The sequence below is a fragment of the Paludibacillus litoralis genome (genome assembly GCF_037646705.1).
GTDB lineage: Bacteria > Pseudomonadota > Alphaproteobacteria > Rhodobacterales > Rhodobacteraceae > Pikeienuella > Pikeienuella litoralis.
Genome location: NZ_JBBHER010000007.1, coordinates 71,661 through 97,921 on the forward strand (window position 1 = coordinate 71,661; position 26,261 = coordinate 97,921).

The following is a 26,261-nucleotide window of genomic DNA, read 5'->3' on the forward strand; positions in this document are numbered from 1 at the left end:
CTGACGCCGGGTGGCGTTCCGATTTCGGGATGATAGCCTGACGCCGGGGCCGGCGGACATCCACATGGAGGAAACGTCGATAATGCTTGACTGGATGGCCTGGACCTGGCCCACGGCGGCCTTCTTCGCGGTGATCGCCCTGCTTCTGATCACCTTTTCGATTCTCGCCGTGAGGTTCCCCGAAACGCCCCGCAAGGGCGTGCTCCGGATCGCGACGACGCGGGGCGACCGGCTCTTCATCACGCTGCTCGGCTCGGCCTTCATCAATCTCGCGTGGCTCGGTCTGACGCCTTTTCCGCAGGCCTGGGCGCTGGTACTCTGTCTCGGCTTCGCCGCAGTGGTCTTCCGCTGGGTCTAGGTCGCGCGAATCCCGCTCCGGCGGCCGTCGCCGGGGCGCTTCGTTCCGCCTGCCGAATAACAAAGGGAGGAATAATAATGAACGTCTTGTTGAAGTCTTCCACCGCGATCGGGCTCGCCCTCGGGCTGGCCGGTCCGGCGTTCGCCGACATGGACGCCGCGAAGGCGTTCCTCGACGCGGAGATCGGCGATATCTCGACCTTGTCGCGCGCCGAGCAAGAAGCCGAGATGCAGTGGTTCGTCGATGCGGCCCAGCCCTTTCAGGGCATGGAGATCAACGTCGTTTCGGAAACCATCGCGACCCATGAATACGAGGCCCAGGTTCTGGCCCCGGCCTTCACCAGGATCACCGGCATCAAGGTCAACCACAGCCTGATCGGCGAAGGCGACGTGGTGGAGAAGCTGCAAACGCAGATGCAGACGGGCGAGAACATCTACGACGCCTATGTCAACGACAGCGACCTGATCGGCACGCACTGGCGCTATCAGCAGGTGCGCAGCCTGACCGACTGGATGGCGAACGCGGGCAAGGACGTCACCTCCCCCACGCTCGACCTGGAGGATTTCATCGGCACGCGGTTCACCACCGCGCCCGACGGCGAGCTATATCAGCTCCCCGACCAGCAGTTCGCGAACCTGTACTGGTTCCGCTACGACTGGTTCAGCGATCCCGAGATCCAGGCCGACTTCAAGGAGAAATACGGCTACGACCTCGGCGTTCCGGTGAACTGGTCCGCCTACGAGGATATCGCCGAATTCTTCACCGGCCGCGAGATCGACGGCGTGAAGGTCTTCGGGAACATGGATTACGGCAAGAAGGACCCAAGCCTCGGCTGGCGCTTCACCGACGCATGGATGTCGATGGCCGGCATGGGCGACAAGGGCGAGCCCAACGGCCTGCCGGTCGATGAATGGGGCATCCGCGTCAATGACAAGTCCCAGCCCGTCGGCGCCTGCATGGACCGGGGCGGCGCCGCCAACTCGCCCGCCGCAGTCTATGCGGTGAACAAGGCGATCAAGTGGCTCCACGACTACGCGCCGCCCGCCGCCGCCGGCATGACCTTCTCCGAAGCGGGCCCCGTTCCCGGACAGGGCAACATCGCGCAGCAGATGTTCATGTACACCACTTTCGTCGCGCCGCTGGTGGCCTCGGACGCGGTGATGAACGAGGACGGCACGCCGAAATGGCGCCTCGCGCCCAGCCCGCACGGCGTCTATTGGGAAGACGGCATGAAGGTCGGCTATCAGGACGTGGGATCCTGGACGCTGATGAAATCCACCCCCGAAGAGCGCGCCAAGGCCGCCTGGCTCTATGCGCAGTTCGTCACCTCCAAGACGGTGGACGTGAAGAAGGCCGACGTGGGCCTCACCTTCATCCGCGAGTCGACCATCGCCTCGGACCACTTCACCAATCGCGCCGACAAGCTGGGCGGCCTCGTGGAGTTCTACCGTTCGCCCGACCGCGTGCGGTGGTCGCCCACCGGCACCAACGTGCCCGACTATCCCAAGCTGGCGCAGTTGTGGTGGCAGAACATCGGCGACGCCATGTCGGGCGCCAAGACCTCGCAGCAGGCGCTGGATCAGCTCTGCGCCGACATGGAGGACGTGATGGCGCGCCTGGAGCGCGCGGGCGTCCAGGGCGATCTCGGCCCCGTGCTGAACGAGAAGGAGTCGGCCGAACACTGGCTCGGACAGCCGGGCGCCCCCAAGCCCAAGCTGGAGAACGAGGACGAGGAGCCCAAGACCGTCAGCTATGACGAGCTGGTCAAGTCCTGGAACCAGTAAGAGCCCGATCCCGGCCGGGGCGCGCTCTCGCCGCGCCCCGGCCACACCGCCCCGACCCGCCGCAAGATATCGCCTGAACAGCGCCGCCGAGGCTTGGCCGGCGATCAGACCAGGCGTCGATCCGACGGGCGCGCCAGGTCGGGCGCCCCGGTTGCGGCGAGAGCGAGCCTCCGCTCGACCCCGGCCACCTGCTGCTCGGGGAGCCTGTCGAAATCGGCCTCGCCGGCGAATCCCTGTCTCAGAGCGCGGTCGAGCGTCTCCAGCGTGACGAGCGCGGGCCGCCGCGCGATCTTGCAGTGCTTCTCGATCTTCGCCGCGAGGTTCACGACCTCCCCCAGCACAGTGAATTCGAGGCGGCTTTCTTCGCCGGTGACACCGACGAGCGTCTCGCCGGCGGTCACGCCGACGCCGATGCCGATCTTCTCCTTCCCCGCCATGGCGCGCTCGGCGTTCCACGCCTCGACCGAGGCGAGAACGTCCTGAACGGTGCGGAGCGCGTCCGCGGCGTAGGTCTCGCTCGTCAGCGAGGCCCCAAACGTCGCGAGGACCCCGTCGCCGAGATATTTATCGATCGAGCCGCCGTTGTTCTGCACCGCCGGCACGACGCGCCGATGAAACGCGCGGAGGAGAGCGAGGGTCTCTTCCGGCTGGAGGCGCGCCGAAAGCCCGGTGAAATCCCGCAGGTCCAGGAACATCACCGCAGCCTCCCGGCGCACCGCCTCGCCCGGCGAGAGGCCGATCTCGGCGTGGCGGATCTCGCGCGCCACCTCCGGCTCGAAGAATTTTGAAAGCGCGTTCGCGGCGTAGGCCTCGCTTGCGGATCGGATCATCAACCGGCGCGCGCGGACGACCGCGGCGGCGAGGATCACCGTGACGGCGCCGATCGAGATCAGCTTGTCGACCTCCGCGCCGATCAGGATCGTCTGCGACGTCATGTATTCGGCGAAGCTGCGCGTGATCTTCATCTCGCCCGCGGTCACAACCGCATAGACGACCAGCACAAGCCAGCCGATGATCGCCGTCGCGCCGGCGAGAAGGACGTAGCCCGCCTCGAATCTCAGCGTCCGGAGCGCGATGAGGATGAAGACGTAAAGCAGCGTCGGCGCTTTCAGATAGATTGTCGCCGGCTCCTCGTACTGGAGATGGAAGCTCCAGATCGTCAGCATCAGGACCCCGACATCCATCACCACCGAGAGGCTCAGAAAGAGCGGGGAAAGCTGGTTCCGCAGCGCCAGCCGGAGCCTGAGCGCCGTGAAAAGACCATAGACCGCGAGCGCCCACGGCACCGGCTCGAAAGACACGCTCGCCGGAAACGCCTTTGGCGTAAGCGCATAAAAGACGCCGAAGAAAGCGACGGCCGCGAATTGCGAGACACAGAGGAAGATCTCGCTGAAGCGCTGATCCTCCTGGATCGCGGCCCGCACGATCAGCGGCAGGTCATCGGGCGGCCGGCGTCCGAAGACAAGCTCAATGGCGCTTGCGAATGAGGATCGGACCCGCGGAAGCGATGAAAACCATCTCCGCGCCGGTTGCGTGCGTGAATTTAGAACGACGGCCTCCTGTCGAATCCTCTCAATTCCATATGATCCGGCGACCAATATAGGCCACGCCGATGGATTGGCGGCCATCAAGTCTTGTTGTCAACACAATTTCGTGATTAATTGCTATATTAAGGAGATATAAATATCCCCATACAGACAATACAAATCTCTCTGTATTATATAATAGCAAAACTATACTTTATGAACAGCGAAATACTGACCGGCTCCGGTTGAGATCTCCAGCTCCAAAGCCGTCCGCCCTTGGCGTAGAACTCCCGGCCCTCGCCATCTCAAGCCGGTGCGTTCGGGCGCGCGCCGCAACGTCTCGAAACCCATGACGCCGCAGAGATGTTCATGTGGACCGCTCGTCTTCAATCGCGCCGCATGGCGCGGATCGAGATCGGGAAAGACGCCGGCCCGAATGCGACGCATCGGGCCGGCTCTGTCGGGCGCCGCGGCGCCCGAGGACGTTACTTGTTCTTCTCGCGCTCGGCTTCCGCGCCCTTCACCACGTTGTCGTAAAGGGTGATGATCCGCGAATGGTAGGGATAGACCAGCTTCGCGAACTCTTCCTGTGACTGGTAGACCTTGGCGAAGAAGGGATTGCCCTCGAGATACCCCTTGACCACCTTGTTCTGCGCCTCGATGAACAACGGGTAATACTCATCGGGCGTGTCGAGAACGTTGATCCCGCCCTTCTCGTAATATTCGACCGCCTTGGCGTTCTCATAGAGATTGGTCGCGTTGGTCATGGTGGCGTTGGCGCGCACCGCGTTCTCGATGATGGCCTTCAGATCGTCCGGCAGATCCTCCCAGAAGTCCTTGTTGATCAACAGCTCGCCGATATCGGTCTGCTGATGCAGGCCCTGCAGGTAGTAATAGTCCCAGATCTTGTCGAGGCCGAGATTCCTGTCGTCGGCCGGGCCGATCCACTCGGCGGCGTCGATGGTGCCCCGCTGCGCGGCCGGCACCAGCTCTCCGCCCGGCATGGCGACGGCCGGCACGCCCATCTCCTTGTAGGTCTCGCCGGCGATGCCCGGCGGCGTGCGGAACTTGATGTTGCGGAATTCGTCCATGTCCTTGAACGGCTTGGAGAACCAGCCCAGCGGATCCGGCCCCATCGGCTGCATCAGGAAGGGCTGCACGTTGAAGCCCATGACATCCTGCATCAGCTCGTCGTAAAGCTCCTTGCCGCCGCCGACGTAATACCACGACATCAGCGATTGCTGGTCCATGCCGGTGCTGGCCGGAACGTTGGAGAACAGCACATAGGCCGAGTTCTTGCCCGACCAGTAGTGCGGCCAGGCGTAGCCCGCCATCACCACGCCGGCGCTGACCGCATCGAGGATCTCGAACGCCGAGACCTCGGCGCCGTCGGGCAGCACCTTGATGTCGAGGCGGCCGGCCGACATGCGCTGCACGTTGTCGGCGAAATCCTGCGTCAACTTGAAATAGAGGCTCGAATTCGGCACGGCGGTCTGGATCGACATCTTGTAGACCTTGTCCTGCGCCTCTGCGGACGGGACCGTCAGCGCGCCCGCCGCGAGGCCGAACGCGACGGCGCCCAGCATCCGTTTCATCTGATATTTCATTTTTTCATCCTCCTCTGCTTTTAGTTGTAGTCACTGCACGTCACCGGGCCAGCGCTTCGGGCAGCCACAGGATCAGGCCCGGAAAGGCGATCAGCACTCCGATCACCATAAGCTGGATCACGACGAACTGGCTCATCCCGATATAGATGTCGCTCATGCTCCATTGGGGGACGACGCCTTTCAGGAAATACGCCGAAAGCGCCATTGGCGGGGTCAGCCACGACGTTTGCAGCGTCACCGCGACAAGAATGGAGAACCAGAGCGGATCGTACCCCATCGCCTTCATCGTCGGCAGGAAGATCGGCACGATCACCAGCACGATCGGGATCCACTCCAGCGGCGAGCCGAGCAGAAAGACGATCGCGAGGATGATCAGCAGCATCACCATCGGGCTGACCGGCAGCGCCAGAAGCGCCTCCGTCAGCACATCCCCGCTGCCGAGCCGCGAAAAGACGGCGCCGAAAAAATTCGCGGAGCCGAGAAGGAACATGATCATCGCGGAGACGACCGCGGTGTTGTAGACGCAATATTTCAGCGACGCCCAATCCATCCTGCGGTAGGCGAAGGCCAGCAGGAGCGAGATCAGCGCCCCCGAGGCGGCGGCGTCGGTCGGCGTCGCGACGCCGGCGATGATCACCCCCAGCGTCGCCGAAATGACGATGAAGACCGGGATGACGCCCAGAAACAACTCGCGGAGCTTCTCCAGCCCGGTGGTCTCGTCGATTTCGGCGCGGGTCAGCGGCGGGCCGAGCGCGGGGTTCAGATGGCTTCGGATCAGCGTGTAGACGATATAGGCGAGCGCGAGCAGCAGCCCCGGAATGATCGCGGCGGTGAAGAGATCGGACACCGGCACGCCGATCACCGGGCCCATCACGATCAGCATGATCGACGGCGGAATGAGGATGCCCAGCGTGCCGCCGGCGGCGATCGCGCCCGCCGACAACCGCGTGTCGTAGCCGGTGGAGCGCATGATCGGCGCGGCCATGACCCCCAGCACGGTGACCGACGCGCCGACGATGCCGGTGGCGGCGGCGAAGATCGTCGCGACCAGCAGCACCACCAGAAAGAGCGCGCCCCGCAGCCGGCCGAGCAGCAACCGGAGCGCGGTGAACATCCGCTCCATCAGCCCCGAGCGCTCCAGCACGAACCCCATGAACAGAAACAGCGGGATCGCGGCCATCGTCGTGTTGCGCATCAGCGAAAAGAACTGGAACTGCATCAGGCTGACGACGCGGTCGCCCATCCCGAAATAGCCGAACACCAGCGAGATGAAGATGAAGGTGAACGCCATCGGATAGCCGGTCAGCAGGCCGACGAAGACCAACCCGAGGGAAATGAAACCAAGGACCGGTTCGGTCATGACGGCGTCGCCTCTTCCCGGAAACGTCGATTGGACAGGATGCAGAACAGGCTTTTCACCAGTTCGCTGACGCCCTGGATCAGCAGCAGCGCCCCGGCGATCGGCATCGTGGCCTTCAACGGATAGATGATCGGCATCCATGGGCTCGACGGGATGCGCTCGCCCCGCTCCCACGAGATCGCCGCATAGCCGATGGTCGATTCGGTGAAGAGGTACATCGCCGGAAAGAACAGCAGCACGATGAACAGCGCGTCGATCACGCCCTGCCAGCGCGGCGGCAGGATGTTGAACAGGAAATCCGCCCGGACATGCGCGTCGCGCCCGAGGGTGTAGGCCGCGCAGAGCATGAACATGGCCCCGTAGAACATGTAGGTCACGTCGTAGGCCCAGATCGTCGGCCGGTTGAAGCCGAACCGCGCGACGACCTCATACGCCAGAGCGCCGACCATCGGCAGGATGAGCCATGCGGCCGCCTTGCCCACCAGCATGCCGGGAAAATCCAGAACCCGCGCGATCCGGCGAAAGCGGGCCTCTCGCTCGGGCGTCATCCAGACGCGCGGGTCGGTCGAGGCCGAGATTTGACTTCGCATCGCTCACTCCCTCCCAGAAATGAGACTTGTTGTCTCAACTAAAAGCGGACTAGAATCGCAATGCAAGGAGAATCTGGCCCCGGGAGGGCCCGCGATATGGACGAGGGCGCGTTCGATTACATCATCGTCGGAGCCGGGTCGGCGGGCTGCGTGCTGGCCAACCGGTTGAGCGCGGACGGCCGCAGCCGCGTGCTTCTGCTCGAGGCGGGCGGGCGCGACAGCAACCCGTGGATCCATATCCCGGTCGGATATTTCAAGACCATGAACAACCCCGCGGTGGACTGGCGCTACCGCACCGAGCCGGACCCGGGGCTGGCGGGCCGCGCGCTCGACTGGCCGCGCGGCAAGGTTCTGGGCGGCTCGTCGTCGCTGAACGGGCTGCTTTACGTTCGCGGCCAGCCGCAGGATTACGACCGCTGGGCGCAGATGGGCGCCATCGGCTGGGCGTGGGACGACGTGCTGCCGCTGTTTCGCCGCTCGGAGGACCAGCAGCGCGGCGCGGACGCGCTGCACGGGTCCGGCGGGCCGCTGGCCGTCTCCGACACCCGCGTCGCGCGCAAGATCTGCAGCCAGTGGATGGAGGCCGCCGAGGCCGCCGGCTATCCGCGCAACCCCGACATCAACGGCCCGGTTCAGGAGGGCATGACCTATGCGCAGCTGACCGCGCGGGGCGGCTGGCGCTGTTCGGCGGCGACGGCGTTCCTGCGCCCGGCGATGAAGCGGGCCAATCTGCGCGTCGTCACCCGCGCCCAGGTGGAGCGGGTCGAGATCTCCGGCGGCCGCGCCACCGGCGTGACCTATGTGGACGCCGCCAACCACCGCCATAGCGCCCGGGCCGAGGGCGAGGTGATCCTGTCGGCCGGGGCGATCGGCTCGCCGCAGATCCTGATGCTGTCCGGCGTCGGGCCGGCCGAACATCTGGCGAATATGGGGATCGAGGTGCGGCGCGATCTTGGCGGCGTCGGCCAGAACCTTCAGGACCATCTTCAGGCCCGGCTGGTGTTCAAGTGCCGCGAGCCGACGCTGAACGACGAGGCGCGCAGCCTCCTCGGCAAGGCGAAGATCGGGCTGCAATACGCGCTCACCCGGCGCGGCCCGATGGCGATGGCGGCGTCGCTGATCATCGGGTTCGTCCGCACCCGCGACAATCTGGAGACCCCCGACATCCAGTTTCATATCCAGCCCTGGTCGGCCGACAGCCCCGGCGAAGGCGTGCATCCCTTCTCGGCGTTCACCGCCTCGGTCTGCCAGCTTCGCCCCGAAAGCCGCGGCGCGCTGGAGCTGAAGAGCCCCGACATGCGCGACCATCCCGTCATCCGGCCGAATTATCTGGCGACGCCGACCGACCGGCGCACCGTCATCGACGGCGTCCGCATCACGCAGGCCATCGCCGCGAAGCCGCCGCTCCGCGACAGCATCACCGAAGCGCACAGCCCGACGGAAGAAGTGCGGAGCGACGAGGAGATTCTCGACTGGGTGCGCCGCACCGCGACCACGATCTATCACCCATCGGGCACCTGCCGGATGGGAACCGACAGCCGCGCGGTGGTCGATCCGCGGCTACGGGTCCACGGCGTCGAGAGGCTCCGCGTCGTCGATTGCTCGATCATGCCCGACCTGACTTCGGGCAACACCAACGCGCCGACGATCATGATCGGCGAGAAGGGGAGCGATCTGATTCTGGCGGACCGGCGATGACGGCGCGGCAAGGCGCCGGACCGGGCCGGAAGCCCGCGCAGGGCAACATGCGCCTCCTGACCCTGCTGGAGGAGATCGTGCGCATCGGGGCGCCGGTCGCGCCTCATGAACTGCTGGGCCGGGTGGATCTGCCGAAGGCCACGCTGCACCGGCTGATGGGCGCGCTCCAGGATCAGGGTTTTTTGCAGAAACTTCCGGACGGGCGCAGCATCCCCGCGCGCCGCACCTTCGGCATGGCGGCGAACATCCTGTCGGCGATGCGGCTCTCCACGGCGGCTTCAGCCGCGCTCAGGGCGCTTTCGGAGGAGATCGGCGAGACCTGCAACATTGCGATCTGCCGGGACGGCCGCATGATCTACACCGACCGCGCCGAAACCAAATGGCCGCTGCAGATCTCGCTGCCGGTCGGCTCGGAGGTGCCGCTGCATTGCTCCGCCAGCGGCAAGACCTGGCTGGCCAGCCTGCCTCCGGGGGAGGCGCACCGGCTTTTTTCGGCCGGCGCGCTGGAGCGCTTCGCGCCCAACACCATCACCGAGCCCGAGGCGCTTCTCGCCGAGATCGAACGAACCCGGCGCCGCGGCTGGGGCGAAGACAACGAAGAATTCATCGAAGGCATGACCGCGCTCGCCGTGCCGATCCATGACGCGGAGGGGCGGCTCTTCAGCACCCTGTCGTTCCACGCCCCCGTGCAGCGCATGCCGATCGCTCTCGCGCGCCAGCAGGCCGGCCTTCTGCACCGCGCCGCCCGCAACATGACCGCCCTGCTGTTCTCCGGCTAGACATGCGCCCCGGCGCCCCGCCGAAACCAGGCCGGGCGCGCAAGCGGCTGTTGCAAGCCCGCCATGGATCGCGCCAATCTGAGCGTGGAATTCTGCAACGGGACACGCCATGAAGCTGGACGCCATCGATCTGCGTATTCTGGATGCGGTTCAGCGCGACGGCCGGATCACCAAGCTGCGGCTGGCCGAACAGGTCGGCCTCTCGCCGACCCCCTGTTGGGTGCGGCTCCACAGGATGGAGCAGGCCGGGTTGATCGAGGGGTATCACGCCCGGCTGGACCCGCGCCGCGTCGCGCCGGTGGCGAGCGTCATCATTGAAGTGACGTTGGCCAATCATCGTCAGGCCGATTTCGAGCGGTTCGAGAAAGCCATCGCCGGGCGGCCCGAGATCACCTCCTTCTGGTCGGTCGGCGGCGGGGTGGATTATTTCCTCATGGCGAAGACCCGCGATATCGACGCCTATCAGCGCATGATCGACCAGATGCTGGCGGACGATATCGGCATCGATCGCTATTTCACCTATATCGTGACCCGAACCCTGAAAGAGAGCTCACGCATACCGGTTGAATTGCTGGCGCCGATCTGACCCCGCCATCGAAAAAACGGCGCCCAATAGAGACTCTGTCTGATTCGGCGTGATCCGATAGCTGGAATGGCTGATCGCGCGCCCCGATACAGCCCCCTTCTCCGAAGCTCCGGCGCCATGATGCGGCGAGATCACCCGGAGCGCCTCTGATGAACATTGAAACGCCCCGCGCCTCGCGGCACGCCGCGCTTGGCCGAATTTCGGACCGGCGCCTGTTGCGCAGCCTCGGCTATATCGACGATCGCTGGGTGGCGGCCGCCGACGCCGCCGATTTCGTGGTGACCGATCCGGCCTCGGGCGCGTTGCTCGGGCGGGTCGCGCGGCTTGGCGCGGCGGAGGCGGACGCCGCCATCGCCGCCGCCGTCGCCGCCTTCCCGCCCTGGCGGGACCGCCCGCCTCAGGAGCGGGCGCGCATTCTGCGGCGCTGGGGGGAGCTCATGCTCGAGGCCCGCGAGGATCTGGCGCTGATCATGACGCTGGAGCAGGGCAAGCCGCTGGCCGAGAGCCGCGGCGAGATCGACTACGCCGCCTCCTTTTTCGACTGGTATGCGGACGAGACGCGGCGCATCAACGTCGAAAGCGTCACGAGCCATCTGCCCGGCGCCGAGATGATCCTGCGGCGCGAAGCTCTGGGCCCGGTCGGCGTGGTCACCCCGTGGAATTTTCCGTCGGCGATGATCGCGCGGAAGGTCGCGGCGGCGCTGGCCGCGGGCTGCACCGTGGTCGCGCATCCCTCCTCCGAGACGCCGCTTTCCGCCCTGGCGCTGGCCGAGCTGGCCGGGCGCGCCGGGGTTCCGGCCGGCGTCTTCAACGTGCTGACCGGGGACGCCGCGCCCCTTGTCGGCGCCCTCTGCGCCGACCCCCGGCTCAGGGGCATGTCCTTCACCGGGTCGACCGCGATCGGCCGGCTGATCGCGGCTGAGTGCGCGCCGACCATGAAACGCCTGGTGATGGAGCTTGGCGGGCACGCGCCACTGATGATTTTCGCCGACGCCGACCTCGATAAAGCCGTCGATATCGCGATGGACGCCAAATTCGCCACCTCCGGGCAGGATTGCCTCGCGGCGAACCGGATCTATGTCGAGCGCCCGATCCTCGAGCGGTTCACCAAAGCCTTCGGCGCGCGCATCGCCGCGCTCCGCGTCGGCCCCGGCGTCGAACCTGCGAGCGAGATCGGCCCGCTCATGCACCGGCGCGCGCTGGAAAAGGTCGCGGCGCAGGTCCGGGATGCGGTCGCCAAGGGGGCGCGGGTCGTCGCCGGGGGCGCGATCGACGCCGCGATGCCGCTCGCCTACCGGCCCACATTGCTGGTCGACATCCCGGAGGACGCGTCGATCCTGAGGGAGGAGACCTTCGGGCCGGTCGCCGCCGTCATGCCGTTCGACACGGAGGCGGAGGTGATCGGGCGCGCCAATGACACGGAATACGGGCTCATCGCCTATGTCGTGACCCGCGACGGCGTGCGCCAGCTCCGGCTCTCGCGCGCGCTCGATTTCGGGTTGATCGCGATCAACCGGGTCAAGATCACCGGCGGGCCCTTGCCCTTCGGGGGCTGGAAACAATCCGGCCTCGGGCGCGAGGGCGCGCGCCAGGGGCTCGAAGCCTTCACCGAGCTGAAATGCGTCTGCGTCGACACCGCCGCCTGACGCGCGAACACATGGGACCAAAAGGAGACTGCGATGCTGGACCGGGACGACAATGAACTGAACGCGTGGGATCGGGATCACTTCTTCCACCCCTCGACCCCGAGCGGCCAGCATGCGCGCGGCGAAAGCCCGCGCCGGGTCATCACCGGCGGCGAGGGCGTCTACATCGTTGACAGCGAAGGCGGGCGCAGCCTCGACGGTTTCGCCGGGCTTTACTGCGTGAATGTCGGCTACGGCCGCACGGAGATCGCCGACGCGATCTCGAAGCAGGCGCATGAGCTGGCCTATTTCCATTCCTATGTCGGGCATGGAACCGAGGCCAGCATCACCCTCGCGCATATGATCATCGAGCGCGCGCCGGAGCATATGTCGCGGGTCTTCTTCGGCCTCGGCGGCTCCGACGCGAACGAGACCAACATCAAGCTGGTCTGGTATTACAACAACATTCTCGGCCGGCCCGAGAAGAAGAAGATCATATCGCGCTGGCGCGGCTATCATGGCTCCGGCGTGATGACCGGCTCCCTGACCGGATTGTCGCATTATCACGAATGTTTCGACCTGCCGCGCGCGCCGATCATGCACACCGAGGCGCCGTATTACTTCCGCCGCGAAGACCGCGGCATGAGCGAGGAGCAGTTCAGCGCCCATTGCGCGGCGAAGCTGGAGCAGTTGATCCTCGCCCAGGGGCCGGAGACCGTCGCCGCCTTCATCGGCGAGCCGATTCTCGGCACCGGCGGCCTCGTTCCGCCGCCGAAGGGCTATTGGGCGGCGATCCAGAAGGTCCTGAACAAATACGATGTGCTGCTGATCGCCGATGAAGTCGTCACCGGGTTCGGCCGCCTCGGCTCGATGTTCGGCTCGCCGCATTACGGGATGAAGCCCGATCTCATCACCATCGCCAAGGGCCTGACCTCGGCCTATGCGCCGCTCTCCGGCTCGATCCTGTCCAAAGACATGTGGGATGTCGTGGTGCAGGGCGCGGACCGGCTGGGGGAGATGGGCCATGGCTGGACCTATTCGGCGCATCCGCTCTGCGCCGCCGCCGGCGTCGCCAACCTGAAACTGATCGACGAGCTGGATCTGGTCAGGAACGCGGCGGAGGTCGGCGCCTACCTGAACGCATCATTGGCCGAGGCGATGGCGGATCATCCGAATGTCGGCGAGGTGCGCGGCGAAGGGCTGATGGCCGCCGTCGAATTCGTGGAGGACAGGGACGATCGCCGCTTTTTCGACCCGAAACGCGGGGTCGGCAAGGCGATCTCGGCCGAGCTGCTGAAGCGCGGCGTGATCGGGCGGGGCATGCCGCAAGGAGACATCCTCGGCTTCGCGCCGCCGCTCTGCATCACGCGCGAAGAGGTGGATATCCTCGTCTCCGCGACGAAAGAGGCTGTGAACGCCGTCCTTCCACGCTGAGGCGGTGCGGCGGGCCGGGCGCGTGTCTCGGCGCCCCGCCCGGCGCGTCAGCCGCCCTCGACCGCCACCACCGCGACGCAATCGCCCATCTGCACGAGCCCGGGAACATGGCGCGCCGCCAGAACGCCGGAGCGGCGGGCGTGAACCGGGATGGCGGCCTCGCCGCTCCGATCCACCGGCCAGAGGCGGGCGAGGGGCTGGCCTTCCGCCACCCTGCCGCCGAGATCGATCATCGGCTCCAGCAGCGCGGCCCGTTCGCAGAAGACGAAGCACCGCTCATCCGGCATATCGAGCATGACCGAGGGCGCGCGCTCGGGCGCGCCGCTCAGGATTCCGGCGTGAATCAGGAGATTGCGCGCGCCCTTCCGGGCGATGGCGACGGAGGCGGCGGTCGAGGTTCCGCCGCCGCCGAGTTCGGTCGTGACGAACACCTTTCCCTGCCTCTCGACCTCGGTGTCGAACATGCCGCGATTGTCGATCTCCAGCATCCGCATCGAATAGGGGGCGTTGAACGCCGCCATCGCCGCCATGCAGGCGGCCTCCTGTTTCTTGTCGGGCAGAATATGGGCGGCGGCGAAGGGCAGAAAATCGAGCGTGCGCCCGCCCGAATGATAGTCGAGCACGATATCGGCCATCGGCGTCAGCCGGGTGGCGATGAAATGCGCGATCTTCTGCGTCGCCGCGCCGCCCGCATCCCCGGGAAAGGCGCGGTTCAGGTTGCCGCCGTCGATCGGCGAACAGCGCCGCCCGGCGGCGAAGGCGGGGAGATTCATCATCGGCAGCAGGATCACCCGCCCGAAGATCCTTGCGGGATCGAGGGTCGCCGCCAGTTCCTGCAGGGCGATCGGGCCTTCATATTCATCGCCGTGATTGCCCCCGGTCAGCAGCGCCGTCGGCCCGTCGCCGCGGGCGATGACGCTGATCGGGATCATCACGGAGCCCCATGCGCTGTCATCGCGGCTATGCGGCAGGCGCAGGAAGCCATGATGGACTCCCTCCGCGTCGAGCGGAATCGTCGGGGTGATCGGGCTCTCCGTCATCATTTGACGAAGAGTTTCCGGGGCGTGGAGCAGAAGCACTCGACCCCGGTTTCGGTGATGAGGATCGGCTCGGTGATCTCGAGCCCGCCATCGTCGAGCCAGAGCGCGGGCATGAAATGGAAGGTCATGCCGGGTTCGAGCACCGTCTTGTCGCCGCGTCTAAAGGAGATCGTGCGCTCGCCCCAATCGGGCGGATAGCTGATCCCGATCGGATAGCCGCACCGGCTGTCCTTTTCGAAACCGGCCTTGTTCAGCGTCGCGTTGAAGGCGTTGGCGATGTCCTCTGCGAGGTTGCCGGGGCGCGCCTGCTCCAGCCCGGCCTCGATCGCGTCGAGCACCGCCGCTTCCGCATCGCGGTATTTCTGCGGCGCCTCGCCAAAAAAGAGGGTGCGCGATTGCGGGCAATGATAGCGCCGATGCGCGCCCGCGATCTCGAAAAAGGTCGCCTCATCGGGCTGCATGGGCCGGTCGTCCCATGTCAGGTGCGGCGCGGTCGCATCCATCCCCGAGGGGGTCATGGGCGCGATGGCCGGATAGTCGCCCCAGAAGCCATGGGCGCCGCGAATGGAGGCCGAGTAGATCTCGGCGACAAGATCGTTCTTGCGCATCCCCGGCTCGGCCACGTTGAAAATATGCTCGTGGACCATCTCGACGATGCATGCGGCGCGGCGCATGTATTCTATCTCTCGCTCGGATTTGACGGCGCGTTGCCAGTTGACCAGGCCGGTTGCGTCCTGAAACGAGACCTTCTTCATCTGCGTGACAAGCGTCGCGTGCGCCCGGGCGGAATAATAGTAATTGTCCATCTCGACGCCGATGCGCGCCTTTTCGAGGCCCAGCCCGACAAGGAGGCGCGAGAGATCCTCCATCGGGTGCTTTTCCGGGTTCTGAACGTAACTGTCGTCATAGCCGTGGATGCAATCGTCCTCCATGAACACGGTGCGCCGCGCGCCCATCGCGTCCATGTCGCGGCCCCACCAGATCGGCTCGCCGTCCTGCTTCAGGATGACCGCCTGAAACGTGTAGAACGACCAGCCGTCATACCCCGACAGCCACGATATGTTGGAGGGGTCGCAGACGACGATCGCATCCAGCCCCTTGGCGGCCATGGCTGCGCGGGTCTTGTCGATCCGGCGCAAATATTCGCCACTGGTGAAATTCGCCTCAAATGTCGTCATATGCGCCCTCTTTCACCCCCAATAGCGGCCGAAGACTCCGACTCGGGCCGCTATTCTTCAGCCTCTGAGGTGAATGTATAAGCTACGGGCGATCAAAACGCCGTCAGAACCCGACCAAAGGATGGAGCGAGCCGACCATTCCGGCGCCGCCGCGCGCAGGACGGGCGCAAGGCGGCGGTCCGGTCTCTCCCGGCTAGAGAATGGCCTTGAGGAATTCGCGGGTGCGCTGCTCCTGCGGATCGGTGAAGATCTGCTCCGGCGGACCTTGCTCACATACCCGGCCGCCATCGAAAAAGCAGATCCGGTCCGACACCTCGCGCGCGAAACGCATCTCGTGCGTGACCAGAAGCATCGTCAGATCATGTTCGCGCGCGAGCTTGCCGATGGTCTCCAGCACCCCGTCGACAAGCTCGGGGTCGAGCGCTGAAGTCGGCTCGTCGAACAGCATGATCTTCGGGCGCATCGCGAGGGCGCGGGCGATGCCGACGCGCTGTTGCTGCCCGCCGGAAAGCTGGTGCGGATATTTCTTCGCGTGGTCGGTGAGATCCACGAGGTCGAGAAGCTCCATCGCCCGTTCGTGCGCCTCGCGCTTCGACATGCCCAGCACCGCCATCGGGGCCTCGGAGATGTTGCGCAGGACAGTCATGTGCGGAAAGAGGTTGAACTGCTGGAACACCATGCCGAAAAGCTTGCGCATCTCGCGCAGATGCGTCTCGGACGCGGGAACGAGCTCGCCGCCCCGTTCTTCATGCCAGAGCGGCTTTCCCTGCACGCGGATGACGCCGCCCTGGATGGTTTCGAGCGTCATCAGGATACGAAGCACCGTGGACTTTCCCGACCCGGACGGGCCGATGATGGTGACCTTCTCGCCCGGCGCCACCTCGAAATCGAGACCGTCGATAACGACAAGATCGCCGAACTTCTTCATCACATTCCTGAAGCTGATGATCGGTTCCGTCATTTCAGGGGCACCCCTGTTTTTGGCAGGCTTTTGTCGATGAATCGCACCGCCGCCGAAGCGATGAGGGTGAGAATGAGGTAGAGGCCGCCGACCATCGTGAACGGCACGAAATAGTCGAAGGTCTGGTCGCCGATGATCCTGGCCACGTTCAGCACCTCGAGCACGGTGATGACCGAGAGCACGGGCACATCCTTCATGATCGAAACGGCGTAATTGCCGAGCGCGGGCACGATGCGCGGCACCGCCTGCGGCAGGATGATCCGGGTGAAGGTCCGCCAGCCGGTCAGATCGAGCGAGCGCGCCGCCTCCCGTTGCCCGCGCGGCACCGCGTCTATTCCCGCGCGGTAGCACTCCGACGTGTAGGCGCTGTACTGGATGCCGAGCGCGAGCGCGCCGGTGAGGAACGCGGGCAAGACGACGCCATATTCCGGCAAGACATAGAAAAGGAAGAAAAGCTGCACCAGCAGCGGCGTATCCCGGAAAAACTCGACGACGAGGATCGTCGGATAGGAGATGAAGGGCGATTTAGACTGCCGCAACACCGCGAACACGAGGCCGAGCGCGAGGGCGATGAAGAACCCCGCGAACGACGCCTGTATGGTGACCACAAGCCCGATCAGCAGCATCGGCAGGATCGAGATCGCGAAGGCGAGATCGCCATTCATCGCGTCCCATTCGTATCCGAACAACATCAGCCGCGCGCCCCCCGCCAGCGCGTGACCCAGAATTCGAGGCCGCGCATCATCACCATGAGGACCAGCGCCATGCCGAAATACATGAGCAGGACCATGGTGTAGATCGTTGTGCTGTCTTGCGTGAAATTGCGGATCTGCTCGGCGCGAAACGTCAGATCGCCGAGGCTGATCAATGAGACGAGCGCGGTGTCCTTCAGGTTCTGAACCGCCAGATTGTTGAACGGAGGCATCATCTCGGGGATGGCCTGCGGCAGCGCGACCCGCCAGAGCGCCTGCCATGGGGTGAAGTTGAGCGCGCGCGCCGCCTCATGCTGCGCCGGGGAGACCGCCTGAAGCGCCCCCCGCACCACCTCGGCCCCATAAGCGCCGATATTGAGCCCGAGCGCGAGCACGCCGGCGGTCACCGGCGGCAGCCGCAGGTTGACCCCGATATAATCCCCGGCGATCGGCAGAGCGAAATAGAGCCAGAACAGCTGAACCAGAAGCGACGTGCCGCGGAAGATCTCGATATAGGCGACGCTGAGCCCCCGGATCGCCCAGCTCCGGGAGATCTTTCCGATCCCGGCCGCGAAGGAGAGGATGGCGCCGAGGATCGTGGACCAGACCGTGATCTGGACCGTGACCCAGGCGCCCTCCGACAGCGGCTTCAGATAATCGATCCACGTCATGCGGAGTCGCTCCCCGAAGGCCCGGCGCCGTCCGCTCCGGGAGCCGCGGCGCCTCGTCCCGGGGCGGCGCGGCCGCCCCGGCTGTCAGGTCGATTCACCCGCCCGCGCAGAGCTGCTGCGTGGTCACCTCCGACGAATGCTCGATGTCGGCGGTCGTGAAGCCGTATTCCTTGAGGATCTCGCTCCACGCGCTGGTCTTCTTGAACTCCACGAGCGCCTCGCTGACCGCGTCGCGCAGATCGGCCGAGTCCTGGTTGAAGGCGAACCCGCCCCAGCTCCTCACCGGCTTGCCGTCGATCACCGGATCCTTGAACGTGTCCACGACGGCGACCTTGTCGCTCTTGCCGGCGAGGCCGCTCGCGGTGAGGCTGGTCGCCGCGTAGGCGTCGGCGCGGCCGGTCGAGACCGTCGAGATCGCGTCGGCGTTGGTCGCGATGGTGACGATGTTGTCCTCCGACACGCCGAGATGCTGCAACATCTGCAACTGGTCCGCGCCGGCCATGACGGCGACCTTGCTGTCGCCCTCCTTGAAGTCGGTGAAGGCGTGAAGATCCTTCGGATTGCCTTCCGCCACCAGAAGCCCCTCGCCATAGGAGGTGTTGGGCTCGGAATAGATCACCTTCGTGCAGCGCTCCGGCCGGATCGCGAGTTCGGCCGCGACCATGTCGAACCGATTCGCCTGCAGACCCGGGATCAGCGAGCTGAAATTCGTGACGATCCACTGGATGTCGTCGGACTCGATTCCGAGCCGCTCCAGAACCGCGCGGGCGACATCCGGGCCGGCGCCTTTCGCCTCTCCGCTCGGATCGACATAGCCGTAGGGAATCTCGTTCGCGACCGCGACGCGCACGAAGCCCCGGTCCTTGATGTCCTGCAAGCTCGCCGCCTGCGCGGCGGCGGCGCTCAGCGCGACAGCCCCGGCGGCGGCGACAAGACGTACCGATATGTTGAACATGCTCCACTCCCTTTGTTTTTTATAATCCTTGTCGTCAGACAAACTGAAACAGACCTCCATCCAGCCGTCAACCCCAGGGATATTACCCTATAAATACTTGTATATATGGGCCATTTACATACCTTAATTTCTTTTGATCAACTGGCGATCGAACTAATAAATAAAGCTCATGAAGCCAAAGGGAGAGGTTGACATTCAATACTCTTTATCCGCTCGAAAAAATTGAACGGCGTCAGGCGCTCGCCCCGCCACGGGGGCGAGGGGCCGCGCCGACGAGCGGAGCGCCGCGCGCGGCGCCCGTCGGCGCGGCGGACCAATGTCCGGATCGGCGCTTGCTCAGTAAGAGCGGGGCATGCCGAGAACATGCTCCGCGAGGTAGCTCAGGATCAGGTTGGTCGAGATCGGCGCGACCTGATAGAGGCGGGTCTCGCGAAATTTGCGCTCGATGTCGTATTCTTCCGCGAAGCCGAAGCCGCCATGGGTCTGAAGGCACGCCTCCGCCGCGTCCCAACTCGCCTCCGCCGCCAGCATCTTGGCCATATTGGCCTCGGCGCCGGGGTTTTCGCCGGCTTCGTAGAGCCCGATGGCTTCGCGCAGCATGAGCTCCGCCGCGCGCATCCGCGCGTAGGCTTTCGCGATCGGGAACTGGACGCCCTGATTCTGGCCGATGGGCCGGCCGAACACCTCGCGCCCACCGGCGTAGGCCGACGCCTTCTCGATGAACCATTTGGCGTCGCCGATGCACTCGGAGGCGATCAGGATCCGCTCGGCGTTCATGCCGGAGAGGATATAGCGAAAGCCCTTCCCCTCCTCCCCGATCAGGTTTTTCGCCGGCACGCGCACATTGTCGAAGAAAAGCTCCGTCGTGGCGTGGTTCATCATGGTGCGGATCGGGCGGATGGTCAGGCCGTTCGTCCTCGCCTCGCGCATGTCGACGAGCAGAACGGAGAGCCCGTCGGTCTTGCGCGCCGCCTCCTCGCGCGGGGTGGTGCGGCAGAGCAGGACCATGAGGTCGGAATGCTCCGAGCGGGAAATCCAGATCTTCTGGCCATTGACGATGAAATCGTCGCCGTCGCGTTTTGCGAATGTGCGGAGCGAACCGGTGTCGGTGCCGCTGGTCGGCTCGGTCACGCCGAAGGCCTGAAGCCGGATCGAGCCGTCCGCGACGCCGGGGAGATAGGCCTGCTTCTGCGCGTCCGAGCCATGACGAAGGACGGTGCCCATCGTGTACATCTGCGCGTGGCAGGCGCCGGCGTTGGCGCCGCTGCGGTGAATCTCCTCAAGAATCGCCGCCGCCGCGGAGAGGGGGAGACCGGAGCCGCCGTATTCCTCCGGGATCAGCGCGGAGAGGAAGCCCGCTTCGGTCAACGCCTTCACGAACTCGGTCGGGTAGGCCTGCCTCCGATCCAGATCCCGCCAGTATTCCCCGGGGAACCCTTCGCAGAGCTTGGCCACCGCGGCGCGAATGTCGTGATGCAATTCAATCGTCATGGCGCATATCCTGCGATGTCGGCGGGCTCATCACCTTGCAAGACGCGAATAACAGCCCAGCCCTGATGAAGCTAGTGAACCGCCGCGTACATCAGCTTCTCGTCGGTCGCGTCGAGCGGCGAGAACTCCTCCACCACCTTGCCCTGGCGCGAGACCAGAATCCGGTCGGAAAGCTGCATGATCTCCGGCAGATAAGAGGATATCACGACGACCGCCTTGCCCTCGTCCGCGAGCCTGTTGATGATGTCGTGAATCTCCGCGATCGCGCCGACATCGACGCCCCTTGTCGGCTCGTCGAAAATGATGAGCTCCGGCTCCTGAACCAGCGACTTGGCGATCACCACTTTCTGCTGGTTGCCGCCTGAAAGCTCGTTCACGCTCGCGGTCGGCGTGACCGACCTCACCTGGAGCGACTTGACCCATTCCTCGCCAAGCGCGTCCATCTCCCGGCTTTTGAGCCAGAACCGCCCGCGTTTCAGCTTGGAGAGCAGGCCGATGAAGATGTTTGCCTTGATCGACATGGTCTCGAAGAATCCCTCGACCTTGCGATCTTCCGTGATGTAGGCGATCCCGTCCCGCACCGCCGGGGCGGGCACGAGATAGCGCACCGGCTTTCCCTTCAGGATCACTTCGCCGCCATTGCGGTAATTGCGCTTTATGACGCCCGCGACGACCTTGAACGTCTCCGTCCGGCCCGCGCCGACAAGACCGAACATGCCCGTGACCTGGCCCTTGAAGACCGAAAGCGAATTGTTTTTCACCATTCCGGCGACGCGGAGATTCTGAACGCTCAGAATCCGCTCCCCCGCCTTGCGGATCTTCTTCTTTCCGGCGCCGTAAAGCTCGGTGGAAAGCGCGCGCCCGACCATGGCCTGAATGATCCGGTCGCGATCGAAATTCGCGGTGTCGTCGGTGACGACGCGCCGCCCGTCGCGCAGAACCGTGATCCGGTCCGAGACCGCAAGCGCCTCCTCCAGCGCGTGGCTGATGAAGATCACCGAGACGCCATGTTCCTTCAGCGTCTGGACGAGGTTGAAAAAGTGGCGTTTCTCTTCCGGGGTCAACGAGGCGGTGGGCTCGTCGAAGACGATGATCCGCGCGTTCAGGAGCATGGCCCGGGCGATCTCCACCATCTGCTTCTTGGCCGCGCCCAGCGCCGCCACCAGAAGCGTCGGATCGACATCGAAACTCAGCGATTGCATGAACTGCTGGGCGGCGATGTTCACGCCCCTGATGCGGTTGAAGAATTTCTCGTTCCCGAGGAACAGGTTCTGCGCGACGGTCATCGAGGGCACGAGGCTCGTTTCCTGAAACACCATCGCGACGCCCGCCGCGCCCGCATCCGCCGGGGTTTTCAGGTTGAGCTCTTTCCCGTCCAGCAGCATGACGCCGGAGGTGGGGGTGACGACGCCGGCCATCATCTTGGTCAGGGTCGACTTTCCAGCGCCATTTTCTCCGAGAAGCGCGTGAACCTCGCCTTTTCGGAGCGTGAAATCGACATCCTCGACAGCCGGCGCCCGGCCGTAAAGTTTCGTGACGCCGCGCATTTCGAAAATGACATCCATCACCCATCCCCATCGAAAAGCGTCTTTTCGATCTCCGCCAGGGAAAGCCGCACGATCCGCCCGGCCCCCTTGGACAGGACCAGAAGAGCGTCGCCGGTCTCCGCCGCCGCGGCGGCGCCGTGATTGAGCCCGCCGACGCGGCTGTGCAGCGCATAGACCGGCGTGAAATCGGCGGCGTAGCGCACGACGAGCCCGTAGGAGCGCGGCGGCGCCCATGGCTTGAGAACGCCCATCTGCTTCACGCCGCCGCCCTGAAGCGGTTCGAGAAAGTCCCGGCCCGAGCCGAAGGAAGGTGAAATCCAATGCCGCTGGTCGATGGTCGCCATCATCTCCCGGCGGTAGTCGTGCTCGGTCAGGACAAACTCGACCAGCTGCGTGCGGCTGCAGAACAGCGTCAGCCAGAAGCCGCCATCCGCCGCCGGCGCGAACCGGCAGGGGTAGCCCGGCAGGCGCTCGATGGCGGGCGCGGCCCGGCCGTCCCGGGCCTTGGCGACGCCATGCGCCCAGCTTTCCGAGACCAGGATATCGCCGTTCGCGTGCTCGAACGCGCCAAAGGCGTAGGCGAGCCCGGAGGCCAGCGTGGTCGCGGCGCCTCCGTCCGGCGCGATCCTCAGCAGGCGCCCGCCGCGATTGCGCGACATCAGGTCGTGCGCCCAGTCTTGATACGCGAACCGGTCGGAGGCGTCGGCGACGAGGAGCGCCCCATCCCGCGCGGCGTGGATCGCGGTGATGGCGACGAACGGCGCGCCGTCCGCGGCCCCGATCCGCCGCTCGGCCGTGGTTCCGGCGTTGATCAGAAGCGCGGCGCCAAGGCCGACGGCGAAGCCCCCGTCCCCCTGAATGGCGAAGGCGGTGACCGGCGCGTCGAACGCGGCGATTTCGCGCGCCTCGCCGCCCGGCGCGATCCTGTAAAGGGCCGCGCCCGCCGCCGCGAACAGCTCTCCCTCCCGGTTGACGGCCATGTCTTCGAGGCCGGGCATGGCGACCAGGACTTCGGCCTCCTCCAGCAGGTTGTTCGGCTTCAGCGCCCCGTCGAAGACCGGGATCGAGAGGCTCTGACCGCGGCGGTTGCCGAAGGCGGCGACCTTTTCGAGGAGCCGTTCAAGCATGGTATTTTCCGCTCGACACGAAGGTTTCATCCACATTGTCGAGCTTCAGCCGCCCGATCCGGTTGTTGGAGATCCCGCCGATATAGAGATAGCCCTTGTGCTCGCGCATCGAGGTGATCATCGGGTGGTTGGTCCCGTCGAGATCCCAGAGCACGTCCAGCACCTCGCCGGCCTCGTTGATCTTCACGATGCAGCCGGTGTTGATGTTGGGGGCGAGCCATTCGTCCCCCGGCAATTGTTTCGCCATGCGCCGCCGGAAGCCGGGTTTGCGCATCGCGAGATCGAAGGCCGGGCTCCGCATTCCCATGATCGCCAGCCAGTAATTGCCGTCCGATGCGCGGTTCAGATTGTCCGGATAGCCCGGCAGATTGTCGATCACGGTCTCGACCTCGCCCCGCTTCGGCCCGTCGAACCAGTAGCGGCAGATCGAGCAGCGCCAGCTCTGCGCGAACAGGATGCTCTGATTGTCGGACGCGAGAACGATGCCGTTCGGGAAAATCAGGTTCCGCAGGACCGTCGTGGTCTTCTTCAGCTTCGGGTCATAGAGGATGATCCGGCCGTTGCCCCGCCCCTCCAGCGCGTCCGTCGGCCATTCGTGCATTTCATAGCGGATCGTCGCTTCGGAGAAGAGGATGCGCCCGTCGGGCAGAATGTCGAGATCGTCCGCGAGGCGGAGACGGCTGTCGTCGATGATCGAGGTGAGCGAGCGGTTGGTCTCATCCGTCACCAGCTCGACCTTCCGGTCGTTCGTGACCCGGTAGAGCCCCATGCCGCCGACGCAGACGTAAAGATCGTGCTTGGCGTCGAAGGTCATGCCCAGCGGCTGCCCGCCGATCCGGGCGTAGACCTCGCTGGTTTTGTAGTCGGGCGCGAAGAATCGGATGATCTCGCCGTGGCGATCGCCGCAATAGAGATGATCGTCGTCATCCAGCACCACGTCCTCCGGCGCCTCCACCTGGCCGAGGCCGATGGTCTCGACATGTTTCAGCCGGTCGTTCGGGGCGTAGGGCGAGCCGGGGCCGGTCGCATCCTCGGGGAGGCGCGGAAGCTCCAGCAGCGCCGGGCTGACGTAAAGCTCCTGAACCGCCTTGTGGCGGTTCTTGAACCAGCGGATGTCGAGCGTCGCTGCGCCGAGAAGAATGACGGCGAGGATGATGCGCGCGCCGCCGGCGTCCATCGCCATGCGCAGCAGGCCGTTGGTGACGAGAAGGATGATGAGCGTGCCGAAAATGGCCTTCATCACCGAGCCCTTGCCGCCGCCGAGGCGGATGCCGCCGAGAATGGCCGCCGTCAGCACCGTGATCTCGAGCCCCTTGCCGGTGTCCGCGCCGGGGCTGGCGAGGCGGGAGGCGTAGAAGATCGCGGAGGTCGCGGTGAACACGCCGCAGGCGACATAGGAGAGCGCCACCGTCCGGTTCACCGGCAGGCCGGTGTTGTAGGCCGAACGCCGGTTGCCGCCGATCGCCATGACCCACCAGCCGGCGCGAAGCCGGGTCAGGAAGATATGGCTGAAGATGGCGACCACCCCGAACACCCAGACCGCGGAGGGGATCGAGAGAAACCCGCCGATGCCGAGCGCGTCCCATGTCGGCGAATCCGGAAAATCGGAGGAAATCGCCACCGCCACCTTGAAGTTCAGAAGATCGTGGATCGCCTTGAAGATGATGAGCGTGACCATCGTGGTCAGGAACGCCCGCATCCGCAAATACCCGATGAGGACGCCGTTCACCGCGCCGAGAAGCGCGCCGAGGCCAAGCGTGAGCCCGACCGCCGCCGGCCACGGCATGTGCAGGACATGCATGCAATACAGGATGAGCAGATTGCAAAGCGCGAACATCGACGCGACGCTCAGATCGATGCCGCCGACGATCAGGACCAGCGACATGCCGAGAACCACGAAACCGAGCTCGCTCGCCTGCCGGAACGTGTCCGAGAGACTGGCGATCGAGATGAAATTGTCGATCCGGGCGCTGAAAAAGACGATCGTGAAGATCAGAACGAAAAGAGGAACCGCGGTTTCCATCCACGGCTTCTGCAAAAGCTCGCCGAACACATGGTCTGGCCAGTATTTGTAGCGAAGCCTCTGAAGCGTGTTCGACATGGTGCAACTTTTCGATCTGCCGGAAGGCCGGGTTGGCGGCGATCCCCGCTGGCGCGCCGCCGGCGCCAGCGGGAAGGGCGTCAGCGGATGGTGTCGAGCGTCCAGCAGAACTGCTTGTCGATATTCTCCGGCGTGTATTCGACCAGCGGCGTGTACAGGATGGTCTTGGTCGAGCCGACCTCGTTCTTGTCCTGGAGCGCCGCCAGGATCAGGCCGTTCAGGTCGCGCGACTGCCCCGGCACGTCATAGCTGACGTAGTGCTGCCACATGTTCTCGCGGATGCCCTTGCAGGCCAGCTCGCCGCCGCCGCCCGAGGTCGAGACCATGACCTGATCGGTCTTGCCCGCTTCGGCCAGCGCCGCCGCCGTGCCGATGTCGGCGTTGTCCCAGACCCCCATGATGCCGCAGAGATCGGGATGCTGCTGCAGGACCACCTGGGTGATCGACTTGGCCTTGGAGGATTCGTAATCCCCGGTCGATTGGGTCGAGACGACCTCGACGCCCTTCTCGTCGTTCAGGACGTTCTCGTAGCCCTTGAGCATGTAGGCGGAGAACGGGCTGGTCGGCGGGCCGGCGAGGATCAGCACCTTGCCGGGCTTATCCGGGTTCGCGCATTTCGCCGCGATGGCGCGCGCCTGGGTCTCGCCAATCCCCTCCACATCCGCGCCGACGAAGCCGGTGGTCAGGATATTGGTCTTCATGTTGAGCTGGATGACGTGAATCCCCGCGTCCTCGGCGCGTTTCAGGAGCCGCGCGTAGGACTGCACATCCGGGTTCTGCACCACGATCACGTCGGGCTTTTCCGAGATCAGCGAGGTGATGGTCTGCGCGCCGGCCGCCGTGTTGAAGTTCGAATTCCGAACCTCGTAATGATAGCCGAGCGCCTCGGCCTCCCGCGCCATCATCTTCGACCAGCCCTCGGTCAGGTCGAGGCCCATGAAGACGGGAACGAAGACCACGCTCCGGTCCTTGAGGGTGGCGTAATAATCATCGCGCGCGGGATCGTCGATGCTTTGTTGCGCGAACGCGCCGCCGCCGATCGACAGCGCGACGGCGGCCGCCGTCGCCGCCGCCAGTTTCTGGAGCAAAGTCATATGGTCCTCCTGTTGGTCGCCGCCGGTTGAAGCCGGCGTCGTGGGTGTTTGCGTTCG

At 65.2% G+C, this 26,261-nt stretch carries 22 protein-coding genes; 7 read left to right on the forward strand and 15 right to left on the reverse strand.

Annotated features, from left to right (window positions below; translation table 11 throughout):
* Nucleotides 1–82 precede the first annotated feature (82 nt).
* Both WG921_RS13180 and WG921_RS13185 read left to right on the forward strand, forming a co-directional pair.
* Entirely contained in the window at nt 83–358 is a 276-nt protein-coding gene (locus WG921_RS13180; protein ID WP_340109706.1) for a DUF2160 domain-containing protein, read from the forward strand.
* A gap of 77 nt (nt 359–435) precedes the next feature.
* On the forward strand, nt 436–2,142 hold the full coding sequence (locus tag WG921_RS13185; RefSeq protein WP_340109707.1) for an ABC transporter substrate-binding protein: 1,707 nt from the start codon (nt 436–438) through the stop codon (nt 2,140–2,142).
* Nucleotides 2,143–2,246: 104 nt separating this feature from the next.
* Here WG921_RS13185 and WG921_RS13190 read toward each other — a convergent pair whose 3' ends face one another.
* From WG921_RS13190 to WG921_RS13205, 4 genes are all read right to left on the reverse strand, one after another.
* Complete coding sequence (locus WG921_RS13190; protein ID WP_340109708.1) at nt 2,247–3,566, reverse strand: adenylate/guanylate cyclase domain-containing protein; 1,320 nt, start codon at nt 3,564–3,566, stop codon at nt 2,247–2,249.
* A 587-nt stretch (nt 3,567–4,153) separates the two neighbouring features.
* Nucleotides 4,154–5,275: a TRAP transporter substrate-binding protein gene (locus tag WG921_RS13195; RefSeq protein WP_340109709.1), complete on the reverse strand. Its 1,122-nt coding sequence runs from the start codon at nt 5,273–5,275 to the stop codon at nt 4,154–4,156.
* Between the two features lie 40 nt (nt 5,276–5,315).
* On the reverse strand, nt 5,316–6,635 hold the full coding sequence (locus WG921_RS13200; protein WP_340109710.1) for a TRAP transporter large permease: 1,320 nt from the start codon (nt 6,633–6,635) through the stop codon (nt 5,316–5,318).
* A complete protein-coding gene (locus WG921_RS13205; RefSeq protein ID WP_340109711.1) occupies nt 6,632–7,225 on the reverse strand; it encodes a TRAP transporter small permease subunit in 594 nt (197 codons plus the stop codon). Before WG921_RS13205 ends, WG921_RS13200 begins: the two co-directional genes overlap by 4 nt.
* Before the next feature lie 96 nt (nt 7,226–7,321).
* Between WG921_RS13205 and WG921_RS13210 the strand changes: the two genes are divergently transcribed.
* The 5 genes from WG921_RS13210 (at nt 7,322) to WG921_RS13230 (ending at nt 13,347) form a co-directional block, all read left to right on the forward strand.
* On the forward strand, nt 7,322–8,923 hold the full coding sequence (locus WG921_RS13210) for a GMC family oxidoreductase (protein WP_340109712.1): 1,602 nt from the start codon (nt 7,322–7,324) through the stop codon (nt 8,921–8,923).
* Nucleotides 8,920–9,702, forward strand: coding sequence for an IclR family transcriptional regulator (locus tag WG921_RS13215; protein WP_340109713.1), 783 nt, complete (start codon nt 8,920–8,922; stop codon nt 9,700–9,702). Before WG921_RS13210 ends, WG921_RS13215 begins: the two co-directional genes overlap by 4 nt.
* 109 nt (nt 9,703–9,811) lie before the next feature.
* On the forward strand, nt 9,812–10,288 hold the full coding sequence (locus WG921_RS13220) for an Lrp/AsnC family transcriptional regulator (protein ID WP_340109714.1): 477 nt from the start codon (nt 9,812–9,814) through the stop codon (nt 10,286–10,288).
* Between the two features lie 149 nt (nt 10,289–10,437).
* Entirely contained in the window at nt 10,438–11,934 is a 1,497-nt protein-coding gene (locus tag WG921_RS13225; RefSeq protein ID WP_340109715.1) for an NAD-dependent succinate-semialdehyde dehydrogenase, read from the forward strand.
* A gap of 33 nt (nt 11,935–11,967) precedes the next feature.
* The gene (locus tag WG921_RS13230; protein ID WP_340109716.1) at nt 11,968–13,347 is read left to right on the forward strand and encodes an aspartate aminotransferase family protein; all 1,380 of its coding nucleotides are present in this window, start codon (nt 11,968–11,970) and stop codon (nt 13,345–13,347) included.
* A gap of 47 nt (nt 13,348–13,394) precedes the next feature.
* Here WG921_RS13230 and doeB read toward each other — a convergent pair whose 3' ends face one another.
* The 11 genes from doeB to WG921_RS13285 all read right to left on the reverse strand — a co-directional run bounded on the left by doeB (nt 13,395) and on the right by WG921_RS13285 (nt 26,204).
* Complete coding sequence (gene doeB, locus WG921_RS13235; protein WP_340109945.1) at nt 13,395–14,387, reverse strand: N(2)-acetyl-L-2,4-diaminobutanoate deacetylase DoeB; 993 nt, start codon at nt 14,385–14,387, stop codon at nt 13,395–13,397.
* The gene (locus tag WG921_RS13240) at nt 14,387–15,565 is read right to left on the reverse strand and encodes a M24 family metallopeptidase (protein ID WP_340109717.1); all 1,179 of its coding nucleotides are present in this window, start codon (nt 15,563–15,565) and stop codon (nt 14,387–14,389) included. Before WG921_RS13240 ends, doeB begins: the two co-directional genes overlap by 1 nt.
* A 193-nt stretch (nt 15,566–15,758) precedes the next feature.
* Nucleotides 15,759–16,526, reverse strand: a complete 768-nt coding sequence (ehuA, locus tag WG921_RS13245; RefSeq protein ID WP_340109718.1) for an ectoine/hydroxyectoine ABC transporter ATP-binding protein EhuA — start codon at nt 16,524–16,526, stop codon at nt 15,759–15,761.
* On the reverse strand, nt 16,523–17,218 hold the full coding sequence (gene ehuD / locus WG921_RS13250) for an ectoine/hydroxyectoine ABC transporter permease subunit EhuD (protein WP_340109719.1): 696 nt from the start codon (nt 17,216–17,218) through the stop codon (nt 16,523–16,525). Before ehuD ends, ehuA begins: the two co-directional genes overlap by 4 nt.
* Nucleotides 17,218–17,889, reverse strand: coding sequence for an ectoine/hydroxyectoine ABC transporter permease subunit EhuC (ehuC, locus tag WG921_RS13255; RefSeq protein ID WP_340109720.1), 672 nt, complete (start codon nt 17,887–17,889; stop codon nt 17,218–17,220). The genes ehuD and ehuC overlap by 1 nt, the downstream gene beginning before the upstream one ends.
* A 94-nt stretch (nt 17,890–17,983) precedes the next feature.
* Nucleotides 17,984–18,844 (reverse strand): ectoine/hydroxyectoine ABC transporter substrate-binding protein EhuB, encoded by an 861-nt coding sequence (ehuB, locus tag WG921_RS13260; RefSeq protein WP_340109721.1) that lies wholly within the window; start codon nt 18,842–18,844, stop codon nt 17,984–17,986.
* A gap of 336 nt (nt 18,845–19,180) precedes the next feature.
* Complete coding sequence (locus WG921_RS13265; RefSeq protein ID WP_340109722.1) at nt 19,181–20,335, reverse strand: acyl-CoA dehydrogenase family protein; 1,155 nt, start codon at nt 20,333–20,335, stop codon at nt 19,181–19,183.
* A gap of 71 nt (nt 20,336–20,406) precedes the next feature.
* The gene (locus WG921_RS13270) at nt 20,407–21,900 is read right to left on the reverse strand and encodes a sugar ABC transporter ATP-binding protein (RefSeq protein ID WP_340109723.1); all 1,494 of its coding nucleotides are present in this window, start codon (nt 21,898–21,900) and stop codon (nt 20,407–20,409) included.
* On the reverse strand, nt 21,900–23,009 hold the full coding sequence (locus tag WG921_RS13275; protein WP_340109724.1) for an SMP-30/gluconolactonase/LRE family protein: 1,110 nt from the start codon (nt 23,007–23,009) through the stop codon (nt 21,900–21,902). The genes WG921_RS13270 and WG921_RS13275 overlap by 1 nt, the downstream gene beginning before the upstream one ends.
* Nucleotides 23,002–25,110: an ABC transporter permease subunit gene (locus tag WG921_RS13280; RefSeq protein WP_340109725.1), complete on the reverse strand. Its 2,109-nt coding sequence runs from the start codon at nt 25,108–25,110 to the stop codon at nt 23,002–23,004. The genes WG921_RS13275 and WG921_RS13280 overlap by 8 nt, the downstream gene beginning before the upstream one ends.
* 80 nt (nt 25,111–25,190) lie before the next feature.
* Nucleotides 25,191–26,204, reverse strand: coding sequence for a sugar ABC transporter substrate-binding protein (locus tag WG921_RS13285; RefSeq protein ID WP_340109726.1), 1,014 nt, complete (start codon nt 26,202–26,204; stop codon nt 25,191–25,193).
* Between the last annotated feature and the right edge of the window lie 57 nt (nt 26,205–26,261).

What these genes read in the sequence shown, in the direction of transcription:
- WG921_RS13180 (WP_340109706.1), top strand. Translation starts at nt 83, where the DNA reads ATGCTTGACTGGATGGCCTGGACCTGGCCCACGGCGGCCTTCTTCGCG.
- WG921_RS13185 (WP_340109707.1), top strand. Translation starts at nt 436, where the DNA reads ATGAACGTCTTGTTGAAGTCTTCCACCGCGATCGGGCTCGCCCTCGGG.
- WG921_RS13195 (WP_340109709.1), bottom strand. Translation starts at nt 5,275, where the DNA reads ATGAAATATCAGATGAAACGGATGCTGGGCGCCGTCGCGTTCGGCCTC.
- WG921_RS13200 (WP_340109710.1), bottom strand. Translation starts at nt 6,635, where the DNA reads ATGACCGAACCGGTCCTTGGTTTCATTTCCCTCGGGTTGGTCTTCGTC.
- WG921_RS13205 (WP_340109711.1), bottom strand. Translation starts at nt 7,225, where the DNA reads ATGCGAAGTCAAATCTCGGCCTCGACCGACCCGCGCGTCTGGATGACG.
- WG921_RS13210 (WP_340109712.1), top strand. Translation starts at nt 7,322, where the DNA reads ATGGACGAGGGCGCGTTCGATTACATCATCGTCGGAGCCGGGTCGGCG.
- WG921_RS13215 (WP_340109713.1), top strand. Translation starts at nt 8,920, where the DNA reads ATGACGGCGCGGCAAGGCGCCGGACCGGGCCGGAAGCCCGCGCAGGGC.
- WG921_RS13220 (WP_340109714.1), top strand. Translation starts at nt 9,812, where the DNA reads ATGAAGCTGGACGCCATCGATCTGCGTATTCTGGATGCGGTTCAGCGC.
- WG921_RS13225 (WP_340109715.1), top strand. Translation starts at nt 10,438, where the DNA reads ATGAACATTGAAACGCCCCGCGCCTCGCGGCACGCCGCGCTTGGCCGA.
- WG921_RS13230 (WP_340109716.1), top strand. Translation starts at nt 11,968, where the DNA reads ATGCTGGACCGGGACGACAATGAACTGAACGCGTGGGATCGGGATCAC.
- doeB (WP_340109945.1), bottom strand. Translation starts at nt 14,387, where the DNA reads ATGACGGAGAGCCCGATCACCCCGACGATTCCGCTCGACGCGGAGGGA.
- WG921_RS13240 (WP_340109717.1), bottom strand. Translation starts at nt 15,565, where the DNA reads ATGACGACATTTGAGGCGAATTTCACCAGTGGCGAATATTTGCGCCGG.
- ehuA (WP_340109718.1), bottom strand. Translation starts at nt 16,526, where the DNA reads ATGACGGAACCGATCATCAGCTTCAGGAATGTGATGAAGAAGTTCGGC.
- ehuD (WP_340109719.1), bottom strand. Translation starts at nt 17,218, where the DNA reads ATGTTGTTCGGATACGAATGGGACGCGATGAATGGCGATCTCGCCTTC.
- ehuC (WP_340109720.1), bottom strand. Translation starts at nt 17,889, where the DNA reads ATGACGTGGATCGATTATCTGAAGCCGCTGTCGGAGGGCGCCTGGGTC.
- ehuB (WP_340109721.1), bottom strand. Translation starts at nt 18,844, where the DNA reads ATGTTCAACATATCGGTACGTCTTGTCGCCGCCGCCGGGGCTGTCGCG.
- WG921_RS13265 (WP_340109722.1), bottom strand. Translation starts at nt 20,335, where the DNA reads ATGACGATTGAATTGCATCACGACATTCGCGCCGCGGTGGCCAAGCTC.
- WG921_RS13270 (WP_340109723.1), bottom strand. Translation starts at nt 21,900, where the DNA reads ATGGATGTCATTTTCGAAATGCGCGGCGTCACGAAACTTTACGGCCGG.
- WG921_RS13275 (WP_340109724.1), bottom strand. Translation starts at nt 23,009, where the DNA reads ATGCTTGAACGGCTCCTCGAAAAGGTCGCCGCCTTCGGCAACCGCCGC.
- WG921_RS13280 (WP_340109725.1), bottom strand. Translation starts at nt 25,110, where the DNA reads ATGTCGAACACGCTTCAGAGGCTTCGCTACAAATACTGGCCAGACCAT.
- WG921_RS13285 (WP_340109726.1), bottom strand. Translation starts at nt 26,204, where the DNA reads ATGACTTTGCTCCAGAAACTGGCGGCGGCGACGGCGGCCGCCGTCGCG.